Here is a 229-nt window from a genome sequence, read left to right on the forward strand (position 1 = left end):
GAACGTATCAAATATTAAATGCAGTTGGCGATTCGTTATTTTATTTCTTCCCGATCTTCTTAGGATATACAGCAAGTAAGAAATTCGGAGGATCACCATTCATCGGTATGGCAATTGGGGGAGCGTTAGTCTATCCGGCTTTATTAGGTTTAAAAGCAAGTGAGCCATTATATACGTTATTTGCAGGAACGATGTTTGAATCACCAATTCATATTACGTTTTTAGGCAT

At 37.1% G+C, this 229-nt stretch carries 1 pseudogene; it reads left to right on the plus strand.

What is annotated here, in order from left to right:
- Positions 1-229, plus strand: a pseudogene (locus tag SB775_RS34470) (PTS beta-glucoside transporter subunit IIABC); the annotation flags it as partial.

Source organism: Peribacillus sp. SIMBA_075 (assembly GCF_046534585.1).